The organism is Streptomyces sp. NPDC002044 (genome assembly GCF_040296725.1).
In the GTDB taxonomy this organism is placed as follows: domain Bacteria; phylum Actinomycetota; class Actinomycetes; order Streptomycetales; family Streptomycetaceae; genus Streptomyces; species Streptomyces antarcticus.
This window is the reverse complement of the sequence record NZ_JBEOXU010000271.1, coordinates 1-4,146: the sequence shown is the minus strand read 5'-3', so window position 1 is coordinate 4,146 and position 4,146 is coordinate 1. Positions and strand designations below refer to the sequence as shown.

Here is a 4,146-nt window from a genome sequence, read left to right as displayed (position 1 = left end):
GTGGCCCATGTGGGGTTGTTGGGTGCCTTGGCCGGAGAAGATCATGGCGATGCGTTGGTGTTCGGTGGCGCGGCCGGTGATGAGGTGGGGGGTGGTTTCTCCGTTGGCGAGTGCGGTGAGTCCGGTGGTGAGGGTGTGGAGGTTGTTGCCGAGGATGACGGCGCGGTGTTCGAAGGTGGTGCGGGTGGTGGCGAGTGAGTAGGCGATGTCGAGGGGGGAGGTGTTCTGGGGTAGTTCGGTGGTGAGGCGTTGGGCTTGTTCGGTGAGTGCTTGGGGTGTTTTGGCGGAGAGCAGCCAGGAGATGACCGGCGGGGTGGCGGCGGGTTCGGCGGGTTGGGGGGCCGGGTCTTCCGCTGGTGCTTGTTCGAGGATGATGTGGGCGTTGGTGCCGCTGACTCCGAAGGAGGAGATGCCGGCTCGGCGGGGGTGGTTGGTGTTGGGCCAGGGCTGGTTTTCGGTGAGGAGGGAGACGGCTCCGGTGGTCCAGTCGACGTGTGATGTCGGTTCGTCGATGTGGAGGGTGCGGGGGAGGAGGCCGTGGTGCATGGCCTGGATCATTTTGATGAGGCCGGCGGCGCCGGCTGCGGCTTGGGTGTGGCCGATGTTGGATTTGACGGATCCGAGCCAGAGGGGTGTGTCGCGGTTCTGGCCGTAGGTGGCGAGGAGGGCTTGGGCTTCGATGGGGTCGCCGAGCCGGGTGCCGGTTCCGTGTGCTTCGACGGCGTCGACCTCGCTGGGTGTGAGGCCGGCGTTCGCGAGGGCTTGTTGGATGACGCGCTGCTGGGACGGACCGTTGGGGGCGGTGAGTCCGTTGGAGGCGCCGTCCTGGTTGACGGCGGAGCCGCGGATGACGGCGAGGACGGGGTGCCCGTTGCGGCGGGCGTCGGAGAGGCGTTCGAGGAGGAGGAGGCCGACGCCTTCGCCCCACCCGGTGCCGTCCGCCGCATCCGCGAACGCCTTGCAGCGTCCGTCGGTGGAGAGTCCGCGTTGGCGGCTGAATTCGATGAAGGTGGTGGGGGTGGACATGACGGTGACGCCGCCGGCCAGAGCCATGGTGCATTCGTTGTTGCGGAGTGCCTGGGCTGCGAGGTGGAGCGCGACGAGGGAGGAGGAGCAGGCGGTGTCGATGCTGACGGCGGGGCCTTCGAGGCCGAAGGTGTAGGAGATGCGGCCGGATGCGACGCTGGCCGCGCTGCCGTTGCCGAGGTGTCCTGCTGCTTCTTCGGGGGCGTGGGTGAAGCGGGCGGCGTAGTCGTTGTACATGATTCCGGTGAACACGCCGGTTCGGCTGCCGCGGAGGGTGCGTGGGTTGATGCCGGCGCGTTCGAAGGTTTCCCAGGAGGTTTCCAGCAGGAGGCGTTGCTGGGGGTCCATGGCGAGGGCTTCGCGGGGGGAGATGCCGAAGAGGGTGGGGTCGAACTCCGCGGCGTCGTGGAGGAAACCACCCTCACGGCAATACGTGGTACCGGACGAGTCGATGTCAGGGTTGTAGATCGCTGCGGTGTCCCAGCCGCGGTCGACCGGGAAGGCCGAGATGGCGTCCTTGCCCGCGCTGACAAGCCCCCATAGTTCCTCCGGTGTCGTCACTCCGCCCGGGTATCGGCAGGCCGTGCCCACGATGACGATCGGGTCGTCCTCGGTGGCGCGGATGCTGACCGGCGCCAAGTCCTCGGCGTCGCTGCCGAGGAGGCCGACCCGCAGATGGGTGACGAGGGCGAGCGGTGTCGGGTGGTCGAACACGAGCGTCGCGGGGAGGACGAGACCGGTCTCGGCATTGATCCGGTTGCGGAACTCGACGGCTGTGAGCGAGTCGAAGCCGATGTCGCGGAAGGCCAAGTCCGCTTCGATCGTCTCCGGACTGTCGTGCCCGAGCACCGAAGCGGCCTGGCCGCGTACCAGCGTGAGCAGCCGCGTGTCCTGTTCTTCACGGGACAGCGGTCGCAGCCGGTCGGCGAGCTTCGCCTCGGTCTCCCCGCGCGCCGCACGGCGCAGGGGTACCGGAACGAGACTGTGCAGCAGTGCCGGAACGGTACCGCCGGAGCCGACGAAGGCACGAGCTTCGAGGTGCATGGGAACCAGGACACTGGCGTCCGACGCGACCGCGGCGTCGAACAGGCGGAGCCCCTCCTCCTCTCGCAGGGGCGGCATCCCCGTCCGCCGCACGTGTGATGCGGCCATACCGGTGTCCCACATCCCCCAGGCAAGGCTGACCGTGCGCTGTCCCTGGTGGGAGCGGTGCCGTGCCAATGCGTCGAGGCAGGCGTTGGCGGCGGCGTAGTTCGCCTGGCCCGGAGATCCGAGGGTGGCCGCCGCGGAGGAAAAGAGGATGAACGCCGAGAGGTCGAGGTGCTGGGTCAGAGCGCTCAGATGCTGGGCGGCCGTGGCCTTGGGTGCGAACACCTCGTGGATGTGCTGAGCGGTCTGGCTCGTGAGGACGGCATCGTGCAGGACGCCCGCGCAGTGCACGACGGCGTTGAGCGGCCGGCCTTCCAGAGCCAGGGCCAGCTGGTCGCGGTCACTCACGTCGCAGGAGATGTGAGTGACGTGGGCGCCCGCCCCGGTGAGTTCGGCGTGCAGTTCGGGGGAGACGGCACCGCGGCTCAGCAGGAGCAGATCGCGGGCGCCGTGGGTGTGTACGAGGTGCCGGGCGATGAGCGTGCCCAACGACCCGGTGGCTCCCGTGATCAAGACGGTGCCGTCGGTCCAGCTGGGGGCGGCGGCACCGTCGGAGGAGGCTCGTTGCAGGCGCGGTACGTAAGCCTGTCCGTTCCGCAGCGCGATCTCGGGTTCGTCTGCACGCCACGCGTCCACCAGCGCCGGGCCGGACACCTCCGCGTCGATGAGCGCGAATCGGTCCGGGTGCTCGGACCGCGCCGACCTGAGCAGACCCCATACGGCCGCGTTGGCGAGTGCCCGGTCCGAGTCGTCCGACGTGTCCGAGTCGAGCAGGAGGGATCCGCCGGTGACGAGGACCAGGCGTGTCGAGCCGAACCGCTCATCGCTCAGCCAGCGTTGGGTCAGGGCCAGCGCCTCGACCGCCGCGTCCTCGGGACACGACGAGCGGAACGGCAGCAGTACGGCATCCGGAGCGGACCCCTTCCAGCCGTCGAGCTCGTCCAGTGTGGAGACCAGCATGGACCGGCCGGCAGGACCGCGCCGAGACATCGGGATCCAGTGGGTACGGAAGAGCGACTCCTCGCGGAGCGGGATGTCGCCCTCCGCCGGCAGCGGACGCAGGAGCAGGCGATCGACGCTGAGAACGGGATGCCCGGCCGAGTCCGCGAGCAGGAGTGACACCGCATCGGTACCGGCGGGGGACAGACGGACCCGCACGTGCCGTGCACTGGACGCGTGGAGGGATACACCGGTCCATGTGAACGGCACGGAAGATCCCGGATCCTCCAGGAACGCTCCGAGCCCGATCGCGTGCAGCGCGGAGTCCAAGAGCGCGGGATGGACGCCGAACCGGTCGGCGTCGGCGTGCTGGCCGTCGTCGAGCGTGACCTCCGCGAACACCTCTCCGTTCCGTTCCCAGACCGAGCGGAGCCCTTGGAAGGCCGGCCCGTAGCGCACGGCGCCGAGCTGTGCGTAGAAGCCGTCGGCGTCCACCGGTACGGCGCCGGCCGGCGGCCAGACGTCGAGGGTGTCGGGCGGAGGGGTGACGGCGGATGTCAGCCATCCCTCGGCGTGCTTCGTCCACGCGTCGTCCGGCGACCTCTGGGAGTACACGGTCACCTGGCGCCCCTCGGCTGCGGGTTCGCCAAGCAGCAGCTGCAGGGACACGGTGCCGTCGGCGGGCAGGAGGAGCGGTGCGCTGAGCGTGAGTTCGGCGATGTGAGGGTGCCCGGTCTGCTGTCCGGCGTGCAGTGCGAGCTCGACGAAACCGGCGCCGGGGAACAGGACCGCGCCGTTCACGGAGTGGTCGGCGAGCCAGGGGTGTGACGCTACCGAGAGGGTGCCGGTCAGCACCATCCGGCCGTTGTCCGCGAGAACGATCGTCTCCGCGAACAGGGGATGGTCCGAGCCGGACGGACTGGAGGTCTCGGCGGATTCGAGCCAGTAGTGGTGGTGTTGGAAGGGGTAGGTGGGGAGGGGTGTGGTGTGGGGGTTGGTGTGTTGGTAGTAGGTGTTCCAGTTGGGGTTGGT

At 69.2% G+C, this 4,146-nt stretch carries 1 protein-coding gene; it reads right to left on the bottom strand.

What is annotated here, in order from left to right; genetic code table 11:
• A partial coding sequence (locus ABT106_RS31265; RefSeq protein ID WP_351284255.1) for a type I polyketide synthase occupies positions 1-4,146 on the bottom strand: 4,146 nt, incomplete at both ends.